Genomic DNA, 15,227 nt, shown 5'->3' on the forward strand with positions numbered 1-15,227 from the left:
GTAAAGCCTCATTATGTATAGATAGATGCAGGCATGAAGATGTCTTGCCTGCACCTTCACCGCCTGATCCGTTATTCACCAATTTTTTTAATGATATTGGACAGCGTTTCGGAAATAGCATTCCCTACGCTTGTTTCACCTTTATTAAAATACAACTGAATTGCCGCAAAAATCGCCAGAATCACCCCGGCCAGCGCAATCCACTCAATTGCCTGGGCCCCTTTTTGGTTGTTCAGGGAAACCAGCATTTTGGCATACCATTTTTGAATCGTGTTTGTCAGCATGTTACAAATCCTCCTTCATGGATATAAAAGATTTTGATTCCGCATACTTGCAAACTTCCCGATTATTTACACTGCCAGACTGAGAAAGGGATCACCCCCTTTAAAGGCCATGTGTTATTTGCTTACCATGCGGAAAACATCGTGGCGTTCTCCAGGATGTTTAGCACCATCAAACCGCCGATCAGGGCGATCGCGGTGGGCGCGACGACGAATGTGGTGATCAGGGTTACTTTTGGTGAGGCTTTCGCCGCTTTCTCCTTGATCAGTTCCTTGCGTATGCGCCGCATGTTCTCGGACTGGATTTTGAACGTGACCGCGATCGGAACGCCGAGGCGCATCCCTTGTATCAGCGCTTTGATCAGCATTTGAAACTCCGGGTTGTCATTGCGCCGCAGCAGATTCTCGTACGCTTTTTCCCGCGGCACCCCCAGATCCAGCTCCTGATTGAAACGGGCGAACTCCTCCTGCAGCGGCCCGGGAAAAAACTGGATTACCGAGCGCAGCGATTGGTCCAGACTGACGCCCGCCTGCAGCGTCACGCTTACCGTGTCGAGAAATTCGGGCAGATCGTAGCGAATCTGCTCCTGCCGCTCCCTCGCCTTTCTTTTCAGCAGGATGATCGGCAAAAAGTAGCCGACCATCGGCCAGACGACCAGGCCGTAGGGGGCGAGCGGAAAGCCGAGGACAAAGAACACGGTGCCGACGATGACGCCAATCAGGGCGAGCAGGATTTTTGTCCCCTGGAAGCGTTCCACACTCAAATCCAACGGGCGGCCCGCTTTCAGCAGCCACTCCTCCACCTCGTGCGACTCGCTGAAGAAGTTGATCCTCTGCCCCAGTGCCGCGTAATCGTCGCTGTACTGCAGCAGTTTTTTCAACCACTTTTCGGAAGTCGTTTCCCGCTTGCGGATTTCGTATCCCGGCCTTCCCGTGGTTTCGTGAATGTGGGTGAGCAGCTTTTCCCTCTCGACGGAATAGCGGTAGGATTCTTTCAAAAAAATGGCAAAAAAAAGCAAACATAAGAACAAACAGGTGACCATGAGCGCGTCCATCGTCTCACACCTTTATATTTGTTACTTTTCGGACCAGCAGATAGGACAGGATCGTTCCCAGGATAAACACGGCCAGCAGGATCAGTCCGAAGCCGGAGAACAGCGGATCGATAAACCCCTTGTTGATCGTGTTCATCATCAGCACCAGGGCGATCGGCATGATCGGTACCAGAATGGAGACGTAGCGCTGTTCGGCGGTCATCGTCTTGATCTCCTGGTTGACGATTCGCCGATCCTCCAGCGTTTGTGCCATCTCCTGCAGCACTTCGCTGAGGTTCCCGCCGGCGCGCCGCTGGATGTACAGCGTGGCCGCAAAGATCCGAAAATCCCGGGTCGGAATGCGCTTTTCCATATCGGCGAGCGCCTTGTCAAAATTGACGCCCAACCGCATTTCACGCGCCATGCGCGCAAACTCCTGCCCGGCTGGCTGCGGGATTTCCCTGGCCACCAGTTCGATCCCCTGTGTCAGCGTCAGCCCTGCGCGCAGCGAGTTGGCAAGCAGGCGGCACACCTCTGACAGCTGGTCGTTCAAGCGCTCCTGGTACTTGTTTCGCCGCACGAGAAACAGCAGCTTCTGCAGCAGGTACATGCAGGCAGAGCCGGCGGCGATATTGTAAGGAAACGGCAGCCCGACGACGTTGTTGAAAAAGAAGGCCAGCCCGAACGCGCCAACCAGCAAAATGCCGTAATACTCGGAAGGCGCAAGGGGAATGTTTGCTTTGATCAGCTTGCTTCGTATCTGCTTGGCATGGGGGGTACGGTCGAAGCGATCCCCCCATTCGAGGAGAAAACTTTTGCGCTGGGATTTGACCTCGTACCACTCTTCCACCCGTTTTTTCCATTCCGTCTTTTTCGCCCGATAGCCCAGGTATTCATAGATCCCCCATATTCCGAGCAGAACGGAGAGACTAAACAGAATAGAGATGCTCACGTCGTTTCACCTCTCCTGCCGCAAACAGCGACTCGTCTATCTCGATCCCAAACGTTCTCAGCCTTTCCAGCGAACGGGGCACGACGCCGGTTGCGGTAAAGTACCCCAACACTTCCCCCCTTTTTCCGATGCCGGTGCGCTGAAAGCGAAAGATTTCGTTTACTTCCACGCGTTTTTCTTCGGTTTTTACCACCTCCGAAATGGAGACGATCTTGCGCTTCCCGTCTGAGAGACGCATCACCTGCACGATGATGTCGAGGGCGCTGACAATGTACTCCCGAATGATGGAAGACGGCAAATCCATGCCGGCCATCACGACCATGCCCTCCAGCCGGTTAAACGCATCCTGGGGCGAGTTGGCGTGAACGGTGGTGAGCGATCCTTCGTGCCCCGTGTTCATCGCCTGCAGCATGTCAAACGCTTCGGCGCCCCGCACCTCCCCGACGATGATCCGGTCCGGCCTCATCCGCAGGGAGTTTTTCACGAGCTGGCGAATCGTGATCTCCCCTTTTCCCTCCATGTTGGGCGGGCGGGCCTCCAACCCGACGCAGTTGGGGTGGGCCAGCCTCAGTTCTGCCGAATCCTCAATCGTGATGACGCGCTCATAGTGGGGGATGGCGCAGGCTACGGCATTGAGCAGCGTCGTCTTTCCGCTCCCGGTGCCGCCGGAGATAAGAACGTTCATTTTCGCTTCCACGACCGCCTGCAGAAAGCGGGACATCGCCTCGTTGAACGAGCCAAACCTCATCAGGTCATCCATGGTGTACGGCTCTTTGCGGAATTTCCGGATCGAGACCAGCGTGCCATTCAGGCTGATCGGCGGAATCACTGCGTTCACGCGGCTGCCGTCTTTCAGCCGGGCGTCCACCATCGGCGAGCTTTCGTCGATCCGCCGTCCGAGCGGCGCCACGATCCGGTCGACGATGTGGCGCAGATGCTCCTCGTCGCGAAACTTCAGGTCGGTCAGTTCCAGGCGGCCGTTCCGCTCGACGTACACCTGGCTGTGGCCGTTGATCGAAATTTCCGTGATCTCCGGGTCGTTCAGCAGCGGCTCCAGCGGGCCCAGACCGACGGATTCGTTGATCAGGCGGGTGAGCAGCAGTTCCTTTTCGTTTCGCGGGATGACGACCTTTTCTTCGGACATGTATTGGGATACCAGGCGCTCAATCGCCAGGCGCATCTCGCTCGACGGCAGGCTGGTCAGCCGTTCCAGGTTGGTCTCCCGCAAGAGTCGCGCCTTGTAATGTTCCGCCAGTTCGTCCAGGTACGGATTGCAGGAAGGAGCCGCAAGCGAAGATGCGATGGTCCGGGGCGCCTCATCGCCAGGCGGAGTCTTTTCATCCCTGCGTCGGAATAATGCCATCTAACTCCCCCCTTACGACAATTTCCTGAGCACCCATTTGCGAATGTCCTTCGCCGCAGGAGACAGCTTTTTCTCGTTGGCTTCCTTTTGCAGCGGCTTGCCCTGATTGACGGCCGCCTGAACGCCCTGGTGATCCCTGCTGATTTCAGCGGTGATCGGGGCGGTGATCAACCCCTTCAGGTCGGAAACGGCCAGTTCGTTGTCCCTGCCCACCTGGTTGACGACCACTTCCAGCCTGCCTGCGGTATCGATCCGAAGCCGTCGGAACAACTCTTCCGCGAGCCGGTAGATCTGAACCGAAGGCGTGTCGAGATTCATCACGTAGCAGATCAGGTCCGACTCCGTCAGCGCCGCGTAGGTCAGCTCGTTCATGTGCGCCGGCAGGTCGACAATGACAAAATCGTAGCTGCGGCGGCTGGCGCGGATTAACCGGGTGATAAATTCCTCCGGGATCTGCTCTGCTATTTCCGCATCACGCGGACTGACCAGGACTTCCAGCTTGGAATGGAGTTCCCGCTGTGCCACATTGCGAATGTGGTTCTCGTTCATCTCGTGCATGACCGGCATCAGATCGGCCAGCGTGCGATTGCTGTCCAATGAGAGAAAGGTTTCCACACCGCCGTACTGCAGGTTGAGGTCGATCAGCAGGGCGCTGGCGGTGGATTCCAGTTTTAATGCCTGCGCAAAGCCGGTGGCTAGCAGCGTGCGGCCGCTGCCCCCTTTTCCGCTGTAAAAGGAATACACTTTTCCCCGGCCGCGGACCAACGCCTTGCCGGACGCGTTCGCTCCCTTTTTCCGCTGCTGTATCTGCGCCAGCTCGGAGATTTTCTCAAGCCGGTCCGTCAACAGCGCCAGTTCGTCAGGCATCACGATGTACTCAATCGCACCGGCGCGGACGACATCCCGTAGCAGGACGAAATCCTGCTCTTCCGTGAGAAAGATCACAATGCCCTCGGGCAGCTCGGCCTGTATATACTGGACCAGTTCCACGCCCGACCCGTCCTCAGGCTGCACGAGCAGGACGATATCGGGGCCAATCCGGTCAATCTCTTTCTTCACTTCCAGCGATGTGGTGTACTGCACATGCTCGTAAGGAGCGAGCCATTCCCGCAACAGGTCTTTCACCGAATCGTAATCGGCTACGACGAGAATGTTGAGTTCCGTTTTCATGCCTTACCCTCCGGTTTTGGTTCCTGCTTGCTGCATCGCGGGCTGTCCCGCGTTTGGCGACGGCGCAGGAGGTGTCTGCGGCGCCTGTGCCCCCGGTTTTACCGTCGGACTTTCGGCCGGTTTGGTTTCGGGCGCAGCGCTGTCGCCAGGCGTCTCCTCCTGGCCGGGTTTCGTTTCTTGAAACGGCTCGGAAATGGCCGCTCCGCCTTTGCCGACATTGGCCTTCAGGATCCGCATGAGCTCTGCGTAGTTCTGCTGATGGATGAACCGGGGCACGTCCTCAAACGGCAGTTCCAACGCCACTCCTTTAAACTTGCCCTCTGACTTGGCCACCATCGCCACCAGCACATCTTTCATGAACACTTCCGTCACCGGCTTACCGTTCACCTGGTGCGAGATGATGACATCCACGCGGTCAAGCGCCTCCAGTTCCTGATCGAAGACGACGTTTCCCCCGGCATACACCGTAATCAGACGGTGATTTTGGTCCCGGACGATGTTGGCGGGCTTGAGAATGTTTTTGGTAATGACGTCGCCCTTGGACAGGGGAACGACCGTCACCTGGTTTTTCAGGCTCAATTTGTCGGTCACGTAGGACTGATCCGCGTATTTCTTCGGGATGGGCCGCGTCGTCACCTGATCCGGCTGAATCAGCGAGCGGGACGGAATGTCGGCGTTCGCCACGTAAATCTCCACCATTTCCCCCAATTCCGCGTTCATATCCTTGATTTTTTTCAGAAACAGAAAGCCCGCCAGAACTGCAAGCAAAAGGGATAATGTGAGAAAAATAATGGCACGTCGTTTGGATTCCAGCATGCAGATGATTCCCTCTCCTTGGATAGTCGAAAGATTTCGGAAGTAATTATAAAATTACAAAATAAGGAAAATGCTTGCCGCAACACGGCGTCTCCTCGGGTGGATCAGACAGCTGCTGCCGCCATGTACAACAGAATCGTCCCCCCGGCGATGAACGGAGCCAGCGGAACCTCTTTCCACTTTTCTGCTGCCGCCCGCCTTTTTCTGATCGCCCACAGGGGTATGGCGACAAATCCCGCGATGATGTAGGAAAGGCCCATAATCAGCAGCCCGGCCTGCCACCCCACAGCGGAACCCATAAGCGCAAACAGCTTGATATCCCCTCCCCCTAGCTGGCCGTTGCTGACAACTGCCATGACTAGCGAAATCCCGCCCAACACGATCACGCCCAGCGCATATGTCATCCATTGACCGGGGTGGGCGATGGCATGAACGACGAGGAAGTACGCGATCCCCGGCAGCGTGAGCCAGTCGTAAATCATGCGTCGGCGAAGGTCCGTGTAGACGGACACGGCCATGATGAGAAAAACGGGAACGGTCACGAACGGGGACAGCAATGCATGCCCTCCTTTCCAAAAATTAATTGTGATGGATGTTTTCACCATTATCTACGGAATTTGCAAGTGTCAGTTTCAAGATTTCATAATTTTTTTGGTTGCAAAGCCCCAGGTTTTTTTCACGCCGCCTCCATGTTCCTCTGGCCATCTGTTAGGGCCGCCATGCCCCGCTCGCGTCCAGGATGCAGTTCGTGAAGAAAACATGCGTTCGACTTTTGTCGTTCCCGATTCCCAATAATTGGGATGGGTGTTTTCTCCGTCATTGACGGAATTTGTAAGCAAAAGGTTGCAAAGTTTGCCAAAATTTTTGGTCGAAAAGACCCAGAGACGTTTTTTTGCGTCCGGCTGCTGGAAGGTTCGGACAGCCCGGAGGATTTGCCAAACAGCGGCCTGTATCGAAAAAAAAAGCCAAAAGAACAATGCTGTTCTTTTGGCTCAGATTGCAGACAAACCGTTTATTTAGTAAGTGTCCACAGGGAAGTAATTTCCATGCTTTCCAGGCCGGAAGGCCTGCACATTCATCAACCGAAGCTGAAGACAACGTACATCGCATGGAGGGATGGGCCAAGCGAGCTCCTTTGACGACCGGCTCAGCGGAAAAACGAAAGACGCGGGGAAAAACAGGGGGCACAAGTCTCACTTCGTCGAAACACCCAGATGTTTGCCCCCTGCCCGCGTCGCGTTTTGGAGCGGACATCATCCACTTCTTTGCTGGGCGTCAAGAGAGCGAGCGGGCCCGATCTCCCATGCGCCACGGACTTTGTCTACATGCTGAAAGCCAAAAGAACAATGCTGTTCTTTTGGCTTTGTTATCGCTCCACGCGATCTTCGCCAGTCTTCTGTTATCTGCCGGTTCCCGCCTGTCCCAAACGCTTACCACGCAGCAACGCAGCCGTCCGTGCGCATGTCGGTGCCGCCGATCAGCACGCCGTTTTCGTCCCGCCAGATGATCTGGCCGCGGCCGAAGTTGCTCGAAAACGATCCCCACTTGATCCGGTGACCCTTTTGTTCCAGGGCGAGCGCGATATGTTCCGGGAAGTGGCGCTCCACCTCCACCGTTTTTCCTTCCAGCCACTGCCAGCGCGGGGCGTCCAGCGCGGCCTGCGGGTTGAGGTGAAAGTCGACCGTGTTCATCACCACCTGCACGTGCCCCTGCGGCTGCATGAAGCCGCCCATCACGCCAAACGGTCCAACCGCCTTGCCGTCCTTGGTCAAAAAGCCCGGGATAATCGTGTGGTACGTCTTTTTTCCCGGCTCCAGGCGGTTGTCGTGAGCGGGGTCCAGCGAGAAGTTGTGGCCCCGGTTTTGCAGCGCGATGCCCGTTCCCGGCACGACGATGCCAGAGCCGAAGCCCATGTAGTTGCTCTGGATAAATGAGACCATGTTGCCTTCCCCGTCTGCCGTCGCCAGGTAGACGGTTCCGCTGGAGCGAGGGTCGCCCGGTTCCGGCATGAGCGCTCGCTCACCGATCAGGCGGCGCCGCTCGTCGGCGTACCGGTCGGAGAGAAGTTCCCCGACGGTCACGCTCATCTTGTCCTGCTGCGTAATGTAGCGGAACCCGTCGGCAAACGCCAGCTTCATCGCCTCGATCTGCTTGTGGTACGTGTCAACTGTCTCTTTTTCCCCGAACGCAAAACCCTTCAATATGTTCAGGGCAATCAGCGCCACCAGGCCCTGGCCGTTGGGGGGAATTTCCCAGACGTCGTAGCCGCGGTAGTTGACGCTGATCGGCTTGACCCATTCCGGCCGGTAGGCTGCCAAATCCTCTTTGCGCAGGAACCCGCCGCACTGCCGGGAAAACGCGTCGATCTTTTCCGCCAGTTCGCCGCGATAGAAGCTTTCCGCTCCCGTCTCGGCAATCTGCCGCAGCGTCTCGGCATGGCCGGGTGACCTCCAGATCTCGCCCGCTTTCGGCGGTCGACCGTCCGGTGCAAAGGTGGCGAACCAGGGGGCAAATTCCTCACCGCTCAGCACCTGGGAATATTTGTTGTAGGCGGCCGCCCAGTAGCGGGCCAGCGTCGGGGAAAGCGGGTAGCCGTTTTCCGCGTACTCGATCGCCGGCTTCAGCACGTCCGCGAGCGGCAGGCGGCCAAAGCGGCGGGACAGTTCCGCCCATGCCGCCGGCGCCCCCGGCACTGTGACCGGAATCCAGCCATAGGCAGGCATGGTCTCGTGCCCTGCCGCCTTCACCGCTTCGATGGAAATGGCCTGCGGCGCGGGACCGCTCGCGTTCAGCCCGTGCAGTTTCCCGTTGGTCCAGACGAGCGCAAACGCGTCACTGCCGATGCCGTTCCCCGTCGGTTCCACCACGGTGAGGCAGGCAGCCGTGGCGATCGCGGCATCAATGGCGTTTCCTCCTTTTTTCAGGATGTCCAAGCCGGCCTGCGCCGCAAGCGGCTGCGAGGTGGCCACCATGCCGTTTTTCGCATACGTCGTCATACGCCGGGACGCGTACGGGTACTCCATTGCGTCAAAATGTGTCATACGTGTACCTCCGATCAACTGTAATCGTTAGCCGATGAAGAAAAACCCGTAACCCATGGAGAGGGCGATTACAAGCGCAGGGTTCAGCTTCCACTTTTCCAGCAGAAGAAAGGAGGCGATGGCCAGGATGCCGGTCTGCATCCAGCCGATGCCCTCCACGGCTCCGAGGAAAAACTCGTACGTCATCGTGCCCAGAAGCACGGTGACAATCGGACGGACGGATTGGGTCATCGCTTTCACCTGCGGCGCGTTGCGAAACACGTTGAGGAAATTGAGCAGCAGGATCATGGCGACAGCCGTCGGCGCTATTGTCGCCAGGAGCGCGACCGCCGCCCCCGGCACGCCGGCCACCTGGTAGCCGACGTAACCCGCCAGCTTGGTGGCGATCGGACTGGGCAGGGCGTTGGCGACCGCCAGCACCTCCCCGAACTCTTTCATCGTCATCCAGTGATAGTGGTCGACCACCTCGTTCTGGATCAGCGGGATGCTGGGCGGCCCACCGCCGTAGCCGAGAATGTTGGAGATAAAAAACGCCCAGAACAGCTGCAGGTAAATCATGCCGCCCCCTCCTTGCCGCCCGGCGTTTTCCGCTTCCGCAGCACCCAGGTGGAATAGGCAAACGAACCGGCCAGGGCAATGCCCACCACAATGCCGGGGTGCAGGTCAAGGAAGAGCAGGGCCACCAGCGACAGGACCAGCATGAGGGCGACGCCGCTCTTGTTGCCCGCTCCCTGCCAGCCCTTCTGCAAAAACTCCCAGGTCAGCACGCCGGTCATGACGGCGATCACCGGCTGGATCGCCTGAACCATCCCGTACACGCCGGGCGCGTCCTTCCACTGGTAAATCACCTGCAGCAGCGCGATCATGACCAGCACGATGGGCAGCACCACCGCGCAGTTAGCCACCAGCGCGCCGCTCCAACCTTTGACCCGGTACCCGATAAACGCTGCCAGCTTGGTGGCGATCGGGCCGGGCAGGGCGTTGGCCAGCGCCAGGTTGTCGGTAAAATCCTCTTCACTTACCCATTTGTACTTCTGCACGCACTCGGCGTAAAACAGGGGGACCATCGTCGGTCCGCCGCCGTAGCCGAAAATGCCGATGCGAAAAAACGCGAGAAACAACTGCCAATAGATCATCTGAATGCCTCCGTCCCGCCGTCAGGTCGCCAGCTCGCCTGCATGTACCAGGTGGCAGGAGACGAACTGTCCGCCCCCGATATAGGCCAGGCTCGGCGCTTTGGTCTTGCACAGGTCGGTCGCATGCGGGCAGCGCGGATGGAACGTGCAGCCGCTCGGCGGATTGGCCGGACTGGGCAGGTCGCCGGTCAGCAGGATGCGTTCCCGCTTCTGCCGCGGCTTGGCCACGGGAACGGCAGACAAGAGCGCCCGCGTGTACGGATGGCTGGGATTGTCGAACAGCGTCCGCTTGTCGGCAATTTCCACCACCCGCCCCAGATACATGACGGCCACCCGGTCGCACAGGTGTTTGACGACCGACAAGTCGTGCGAGATAAACATCAGGGTCAGGTTAAACTCTTTTTTCAGATCTTTCAACAGGTTCAGAATCTGCGACTGAATCGAGACGTCCAGCGCCGACACCGGTTCGTCCGCGATGATCAGCTTCGGCTTCACCACCAGCGCCCGGGCGATCCCGATGCGCTGCCGCTGGCCGCCGGAAAAATCGTGTGGATGCCGGTTCAGGTGCTCCTTGCGCAAACCGACGATCTCGATCATCTCTTCGATGGTTGCAAGCCGTTCCTCCCGCGTCCCGATGTTGTGCACCGCCAGCGACTCCATCAGGATTTGCTTGATCGTCATGCGCGGATTGAGCGAAGCGTACGGGTCCTGAAAGACCATCTGCAGGTCCTTGCGCATGCGCCGCATCTCTTCCCTGGACAGTCTGGCGAGATCCTTGCCGTCAAACCAGACCTCCCCTGCGGTCGGTTCCAGCAGCCGCAAAATGGTCCGGCCGGTGGTCGACTTGCCGCACCCCGACTCGCCCACGATACCAAGCGTCTCCCCTGGAAACACCTGCAGGTCGATGCCGTCGACGGCCTTCACGTATCCCGTCGTTTTCTTGAAAAAGCCGGACTTGATCGGAAAGTGTTTCTTAAGCCCTTTTACTTCCAACAGCGGCTTCATGCCTCATGCCTCCCTTCTGCATACAGCCAGCAGCGGCATTTGTGGCCGTCCAACTGCAAAAGCTCGGGTGGCTGTTCGCGGCAGATCGGCATGGCCTGCGCGCACCGCGGGGCAAACCGGCACCCCTTGGGCATCTGGTGGGGCAGCGGCACCGCGCCCGGGATGGTGTCCAGGTACTCCCGCTCCTCGTCCAGCTCGGGAATTGACTTCATCAGGCCGATGGTGTACGGGTGTTTGGGCTGCTCAAACAGCGTTTCCACGTCGGTCTCCTCCACCACCTGCCCGGCGTACATGACGATGACGCGGTCGCACATTTCGGCGACGACACCCAGATCGTGCGTGATCAGCATGATTGATGTGCCCGTCTTCTCCTTCAGTTCCCGCATCAGGTCGAGAATCTGCGCCTGGATCGTCACATCCAGGGCCGTCGTCGGCTCGTCGGCAATGATCAGCTTGGGGTCGCACGCCATCGCCATCGCGATCATGACGCGCTGCCGCATCCCCCCGGAGAGCTGGTGCGGGTACTCCCCGTAGATCTCCTCCGCGCGCGGCATGCCCACCGCTTTCAGCATCGCGATCGCCCGTTCCCTGGCCTGCGCCTTGCTTACTTTCCAGTGCAGCTGGATCGCTTCCTCGATCTGCCTGCCCACCGTGTGCAGCGGGTTGAGCGAGGTCATCGGTTCCTGAAAGATCATCGAGATGTCGTTGCCGCGCACCGCCTGCATCTCTTTTTCCGACAGTTCCAGCAGGTTGGTGCCGTTGAACCGGATCGTTCCCTCCGCCTTGCCGTTGGGCGGCAGCAGGCGCATGATCGAGAGGCTGGTGACGCTTTTGCCGCAGCCGGATTCGCCTACGACGCCAAGCGTTTCGCCGGCGCGGATGGAGAAGTCGACGCCGTCGACCACGTTGACGACGCCGTTTTCCGTGCGAAACCGCGTTCTCAGTTGTTCCACTTCCAGTATGGTCGTCATGAGGCTCTCCTCCCCCGTTTATTTCCGCACCCGCGGATCAAGTATTTGCTGCAGACCATCCCCCAGCAGGTTGAAGCCGAGCACGACCAGGAAGATCGCCATGCCGGGGTAAAAAGTGGCGTACGGCGCGACGGACATCAGCGTCTGGGCCTGATTCAACATGCTGCCCCAGGACGGCGTCGGCGGCTGTACGCCCAATCCCAGATAGGAGAGCGAGGCTTCTGCCAGGATCCCCGCCGCCATCGCCAGCGTGGCCTGGATGACGATCGGATTGAGCGCGTTGGGCAGGATGTGGCGGAAAATGATCCGACTGTCCTTGACGCCCACCGCCCGGGCCGCCTGGATGTACTCCATGTTGCGAAGCGACAGCACCTGCCCCCGCGTAATGCGGACAAAGGCGGGAGAAAAGCCGATTCCGATCGCCAGCATGGCGTTGCCGAAGCCGGAGCCGAGCACGGCCGAGATGGCGAGTGCCAGAATCAGAAACGGAAACGCCTGCATCGCATCCACGGTGCGCATGACCACCCACTCATCCCAGAAGCCGCGGTAGTATCCCGACAAAAGGCCGATGGGCACACCGATCAGCATGGCGATGCCGACAGAGATGACCGCCGCCTCAATCGAAATGCGGGAGCCGTGGATGACCCGGGAGAAGATGTCCCGTCCCAGATCGTCCGTGCCAAACGGATGTTCCGCGCTGGGCGGCATCAACACCTTGTCATAGTTCTGCTCGTTGGGATCGTAGGGGGCGATCTGCTCCGCGAAAATGGCGACGACAATCAGCGCCAGAATGATCAATCCGCCGAGAACACCCATGCCGTTGCGCACAAATTTTCGCCATGCGTTCATGATCCTTCCGCCCCTTTCCCCGCCTTGATGCGCGGATCGATGACAGCGTACAGGAGGTCCACCGCCAGGTTTACCACCACGACCAACATGGCCGATACCAGGATCGCTCCCTGAACCGTGACGTAATCCCGCTTGAACACCGATTCCACGATCAGCCGGCCAAAACCGGGAATGGAAAAAATCGATTCGGTGATGACCAGCCCGCCCAGCAGGCCGGCAATCATCAGACCGGAGGTGGTGACCACAGGAATGAGCGCGTTGCGCAGCGCGTGGCCGAGCACGGTGCGTACCTCGTTCAGCCCCTTGGCCTTGGCCGTGCGGATAAAGTCCATGTTGATCACTTCCAACAGGGATGAGCGCAGCATCCGCATCAAGACGGCCGATTCGCGCAGGCCGGTAGCCAGACAGGGCAGAATCATCGCCATGATATTCTGCACCGGGTTTTCGCTGAACGGCACGTAGCCCGAAGACGGCAGCCATTGATTTTCCACAGCGAAGTAAATGATCAGCATCATCGCCAGCCAGAAACTGGGGATGCTCATGCCGCCCAACGCGGCAAACGTGCTGGTGTAGTCAATCCACGTTCCCCTCCGCACGGCTGCCAGGATGCCGGCCGGAAAAGCGATCAGAAGCGCGACGAGAAACGTGCCAATGGTCAGTTCCACGGTAGCCGGCAGCCGCTGTATGATCAGTTCGGAGACCGGCACGCGGTCGGTAATCGACATGCCCAGGTCCCCCTGGAGCACTTTTCCCAGCCAGGAAACATACTGGACCACAACCGGCTTATCCAGCCCCAATTCGGCCCGCAGTTCCTGATACGCCTCCGGTGTCGCCTCCTGTCCCAAAATGACCCGGGCAGGATCGCCCGGGATCAGGTGGATTAAGGAGAATGTCATGATCGACACCAGTAGGAGAATCGGGATTGTCAGCAGCAGACGTCTCACCACAAACATCATGACAATTCCTCCCCGCACTACAGTGTGTCGATTACTGCTTGTCCAGTGTCGCCGTGCGGATCAGGCCGTCCGGCACATAGGTAAATCCGCTGATCTTCTTGTTCATCGCCAGCAGGTTGTACTGGTGATAGACGTAGACGTAGCCCGCCTCTTCCTGCAGGATCTTGACAGCCTCTTCGTACATCTGCCTGCGCTTCGCTTCGTCAATCTCCACGCGCGCACCGACAGCCAGCTCATCCAGCTTCGGAATGCTGATGCGGCCGTCGTTGTTGGAAGTGCCGGTGACGACGAAGTCGTAGAAGTTCTGGTCGGGGTCCTGTCGTCCGGACCAGCCCAGGTTGAGTGCCTCAAAGTCGCCGTTATCCCCTTTTTCAATCAATTGGCCAAATTCCAACTTTTCCAACTGCACGTTGATGTTATACGGTTTCAGCATGTTTTGGATCACGGCGCCGAATTGTTCGTTTTCCGTCGAGGTCGCGATATACATCTTGAAGCTGAATCCGTTCGGCTTGCCGCCTTTGGCCAGCAGCTGCTTGATCTCTTCCGGATTCGGCTTGACCGGCTTGTCCAGCTCGCTGTTGTACGCCAGATTGCCCGGTGCAAACGGCGAACGGCCCGGCAGCGCGTAGCCGTTGAACAGCACCTTGACCACCGCTTCCCGGTCGATGGCCCGCTCCACGGCCTGGCGCAGGTACTTGTTGTCAAACGGCGGCTTGCTGTTGTTCAGATAAAAGCCCATGTAGCCCATGCTGGGTTCGGCCACCAACTGCAGGTTGGCATCTCCCTTGATCGCCGGAATCTCCTTCACCGGCACCTCGTCGATGATGTCCAGCATGCCGGAGCGCAGGTTCTGCACCTTGGCCGTGCCGTTGGTAAACACCTTGTAGGTGACCTCGTCCACGTTCACCTTGCCGTTCCAGTAATTGTCGTTGCGCTTCAACGTCACGTGGTCCCCTTTGACGTGCTCGACGAAGACGAACGGCCCGGTGCCGACCGGATGGTTGAGGAAGTCGTCCCCGTACTGTTTGACAGCCGCCGGTGAGACCATCATTCCCGAGCGGTCGGCCAGGATGGAGATGAGCGGCGCAAACGGTTCCTTCAGTTTTATCTGGACCGTGTGCTGGTCAACGACCGTAACGTCGTCCACCACTTTCAACTCGCTTTTGCGCCTGGATGACTCGCCGTTCATGTTGCGCTCGAAGTTGAACTTGACCGCCTCCGCGTCAAAGTCGGTGCCGTCGTGGAACTTGACGCCCTCCTTCAGCTTGAGCGTGTAGGTTTTGCCGTCCGGCGACACTTCGTACGAGCTGACCAGCATCGGCACGATCTTGCCGCTCGGATCAATGTCAAACAGCTTGTCGTAAAGGCTGGCGTACACCATGCGGTCGACCAGCGCGGTGGAGGTGCTTGGATCGAGCGTCGGCGGATCTGCTTTCAACCCGATGGTGATCACTTTTTTGCCTGTGCCGGCGGTCGGCGCGGTCCCTGCTGTCTGACTGCCGCCACCTCCTCCACAACCGGCCGCCAGCAGCACTGTTCCCAGCAGTGCTGCCAGCAGCGTTTTTCCCATCTTTTGCGACAACATAAGTCCTCCTCCTTCTCTTTGGGTTGCATGAATATGGCAACCGTTCCTGCTGCCAGGAACGATTGTCT

The 15,227-nt window shown here is 58.4% G+C and carries 16 protein-coding genes; all 16 read right to left on the reverse strand.

Annotation, left to right across the window (positions count from 1 at the left end; genetic code table 11):
- Nucleotides 1-71: 71 nt before the first annotated feature.
- A complete protein-coding gene (locus tag KDN35_RS04680) occupies nt 72-284 on the reverse strand; it encodes a hypothetical protein (protein WP_171567436.1) in 213 nt (70 codons plus the stop codon).
- A 122-nt stretch (nt 285-406) separates the two neighbouring features.
- On the reverse strand, nt 407-1,336 hold the full coding sequence (locus KDN35_RS04685) for a type II secretion system F family protein (RefSeq protein WP_171567435.1): 930 nt from the start codon (nt 1,334-1,336) through the stop codon (nt 407-409).
- A gap of 4 nt (nt 1,337-1,340) precedes the next feature.
- Nucleotides 1,341-2,267 carry a type II secretion system F family protein gene (locus KDN35_RS04690; protein WP_171567434.1) on the reverse strand — a complete coding sequence of 309 codons (927 nt, stop codon included), beginning with the start codon at nt 2,265-2,267 and terminating at the stop codon, nt 1,341-1,343.
- Nucleotides 2,245-3,630: a TadA family conjugal transfer-associated ATPase gene (locus tag KDN35_RS04695; RefSeq protein WP_171567433.1), complete on the reverse strand. Its 1,386-nt coding sequence runs from the start codon at nt 3,628-3,630 to the stop codon at nt 2,245-2,247. The genes KDN35_RS04690 and KDN35_RS04695 overlap by 23 nt, the downstream gene beginning before the upstream one ends.
- A 12-nt stretch (nt 3,631-3,642) precedes the next feature.
- Nucleotides 3,643-4,800 carry a CpaE/TadZ family protein gene (locus tag KDN35_RS04700; protein WP_212132226.1) on the reverse strand — a complete coding sequence of 386 codons (1,158 nt, stop codon included), beginning with the start codon at nt 4,798-4,800 and terminating at the stop codon, nt 3,643-3,645.
- Nucleotides 4,801-4,803: 3 nt separating this feature from the next.
- Nucleotides 4,804-5,616, reverse strand: a complete 813-nt coding sequence (locus KDN35_RS04705; protein WP_171567431.1) for a flagella basal body P-ring formation protein FlgA — start codon at nt 5,614-5,616, stop codon at nt 4,804-4,806.
- Nucleotides 5,617-5,720: 104 nt separating this feature from the next.
- On the reverse strand, nt 5,721-6,158 hold the full coding sequence (locus KDN35_RS04710) for a prepilin peptidase (protein ID WP_349290955.1): 438 nt from the start codon (nt 6,156-6,158) through the stop codon (nt 5,721-5,723).
- A gap of 90 nt (nt 6,159-6,248) precedes the next feature.
- On the reverse strand, nt 6,249-6,593 hold the full coding sequence (locus KDN35_RS04715; RefSeq protein ID WP_212132229.1) for a hypothetical protein: 345 nt from the start codon (nt 6,591-6,593) through the stop codon (nt 6,249-6,251).
- A 453-nt stretch (nt 6,594-7,046) separates the two neighbouring features.
- Nucleotides 7,047-8,657 carry a gamma-glutamyltransferase family protein gene (locus tag KDN35_RS04720; RefSeq protein ID WP_212132230.1) on the reverse strand — a complete coding sequence of 537 codons (1,611 nt, stop codon included), beginning with the start codon at nt 8,655-8,657 and terminating at the stop codon, nt 7,047-7,049.
- Between the two features lie 27 nt (nt 8,658-8,684).
- Nucleotides 8,685-9,215: a chromate transporter gene (locus KDN35_RS04725; protein ID WP_171567429.1), complete on the reverse strand. Its 531-nt coding sequence runs from the start codon at nt 9,213-9,215 to the stop codon at nt 8,685-8,687.
- Nucleotides 9,212-9,793 carry a chromate transporter gene (locus tag KDN35_RS04730; protein WP_212132232.1) on the reverse strand — a complete coding sequence of 194 codons (582 nt, stop codon included), beginning with the start codon at nt 9,791-9,793 and terminating at the stop codon, nt 9,212-9,214. Before KDN35_RS04730 ends, KDN35_RS04725 begins: the two co-directional genes overlap by 4 nt.
- A gap of 21 nt (nt 9,794-9,814) precedes the next feature.
- A complete protein-coding gene (locus KDN35_RS04735; protein WP_212132233.1) occupies nt 9,815-10,798 on the reverse strand; it encodes an ABC transporter ATP-binding protein in 984 nt (327 codons plus the stop codon).
- On the reverse strand, nt 10,795-11,769 hold the full coding sequence (locus KDN35_RS04740) for an ABC transporter ATP-binding protein (protein WP_212132235.1): 975 nt from the start codon (nt 11,767-11,769) through the stop codon (nt 10,795-10,797). The genes KDN35_RS04735 and KDN35_RS04740 overlap by 4 nt, the downstream gene beginning before the upstream one ends.
- An 18-nt stretch (nt 11,770-11,787) precedes the next feature.
- Complete coding sequence (locus KDN35_RS04745) at nt 11,788-12,618, reverse strand: ABC transporter permease (RefSeq protein WP_171567426.1); 831 nt, start codon at nt 12,616-12,618, stop codon at nt 11,788-11,790.
- Nucleotides 12,615-13,574: an ABC transporter permease gene (locus KDN35_RS04750; RefSeq protein ID WP_171567425.1), complete on the reverse strand. Its 960-nt coding sequence runs from the start codon at nt 13,572-13,574 to the stop codon at nt 12,615-12,617. Before KDN35_RS04750 ends, KDN35_RS04745 begins: the two co-directional genes overlap by 4 nt.
- A gap of 31 nt (nt 13,575-13,605) precedes the next feature.
- Nucleotides 13,606-15,159 carry an ABC transporter substrate-binding protein gene (locus tag KDN35_RS04755; RefSeq protein ID WP_171567424.1) on the reverse strand — a complete coding sequence of 518 codons (1,554 nt, stop codon included), beginning with the start codon at nt 15,157-15,159 and terminating at the stop codon, nt 13,606-13,608.
- Nucleotides 15,160-15,227: the final 68 nt, after the last annotated feature.

The sequence above is a fragment of the Brevibacillus sp. NL20B1 genome (genome assembly GCF_018195675.1).
Taxonomy (GTDB): Bacteria; Bacillota; Bacilli; order Brevibacillales; family Brevibacillaceae; genus Brevibacillus; species Brevibacillus aydinogluensis.

Coding starts and splice junctions, on each gene's coding strand:
- KDN35_RS04700 (WP_212132226.1), bottom strand. CDS start 4,800: ATGAAAACGGAACTCAACATTCTCGTCGTAGCCGATTACGATTCGGTG.
- KDN35_RS04740 (WP_212132235.1), bottom strand. CDS start 11,769: ATGACGACCATACTGGAAGTGGAACAACTGAGAACGCGGTTTCGCACG.
- KDN35_RS04695 (WP_171567433.1), bottom strand. CDS start 3,630: ATGGCATTATTCCGACGCAGGGATGAAAAGACTCCGCCTGGCGATGAG.
- KDN35_RS04685 (WP_171567435.1), bottom strand. CDS start 1,336: ATGGACGCGCTCATGGTCACCTGTTTGTTCTTATGTTTGCTTTTTTTT.
- KDN35_RS04680 (WP_171567436.1), bottom strand. CDS start 284: ATGCTGACAAACACGATTCAAAAATGGTATGCCAAAATGCTGGTTTCC.
- KDN35_RS04745 (WP_171567426.1), bottom strand. CDS start 12,618: ATGAACGCATGGCGAAAATTTGTGCGCAACGGCATGGGTGTTCTCGGC.
- KDN35_RS04730 (WP_212132232.1), bottom strand. CDS start 9,793: ATGATCTATTGGCAGTTGTTTCTCGCGTTTTTTCGCATCGGCATTTTC.
- KDN35_RS04750 (WP_171567425.1), bottom strand. CDS start 13,574: ATGATGTTTGTGGTGAGACGTCTGCTGCTGACAATCCCGATTCTCCTA.
- KDN35_RS04725 (WP_171567429.1), bottom strand. CDS start 9,215: ATGATTTACCTGCAGCTGTTCTGGGCGTTTTTTATCTCCAACATTCTC.
- KDN35_RS04735 (WP_212132233.1), bottom strand. CDS start 10,798: ATGAAGCCGCTGTTGGAAGTAAAAGGGCTTAAGAAACACTTTCCGATC.
- KDN35_RS04755 (WP_171567424.1), bottom strand. CDS start 15,159: ATGTTGTCGCAAAAGATGGGAAAAACGCTGCTGGCAGCACTGCTGGGA.
- KDN35_RS04705 (WP_171567431.1), bottom strand. CDS start 5,616: ATGCTGGAATCCAAACGACGTGCCATTATTTTTCTCACATTATCCCTT.
- KDN35_RS04720 (WP_212132230.1), bottom strand. CDS start 8,657: ATGACACATTTTGACGCAATGGAGTACCCGTACGCGTCCCGGCGTATG.